The organism is Dryocola boscaweniae, assembly GCF_025215095.1.
GTDB classification, from domain to species: domain Bacteria; phylum Pseudomonadota; class Gammaproteobacteria; order Enterobacterales; family Enterobacteriaceae; genus Dryocola; species Dryocola boscaweniae.
This window is the reverse complement of sequence record NZ_JALHAP010000026.1, coordinates 1-351: the sequence shown is the minus strand read 5'-3', so window position 1 is coordinate 351 and position 351 is coordinate 1. Positions and strand designations below refer to the sequence as shown.

Genomic DNA, 351 nt, shown 5'->3' with positions numbered 1-351 from the left:
TTCCTTCAAGCACCGATATATGTAATTCGCCCCCGGATAAATCCTGTTCGGTAATAAATGCGCGGCTGGTTATGTAACCCTTATGGATATACCAGTCAGAAACGGCGCGGGTTAGTTCCGCAAGGCGCGATATATCCAGACACTGATTTATCCAGGGCGCAGTCAGTCTTCCGGACTGACTTTCGCTAAGCAACGTAGCGCCGTCAAGGGTGATGCGGGTAATGGTGAAACATGGCCCGGAAGCCGGACTGGCGGGCTCAGGAGAAGTAAAGCGTGGCAATTCAGCGCTGCGATCCAGTTCATCACGCTGACGCTGGTTTTGCTCCAGAAGATTTTGCTGCTGTTGCTCAA

At 52.1% G+C, this 351-nt stretch carries 1 protein-coding gene; it reads right to left on the bottom strand.

Annotated elements, in window-relative coordinates; genetic code table 11:
• The coding region (locus MUA00_RS00125) for a POTRA domain-containing protein (protein ID WP_271130442.1) at positions 1-351 on the bottom strand (351 nt) is incomplete at both ends.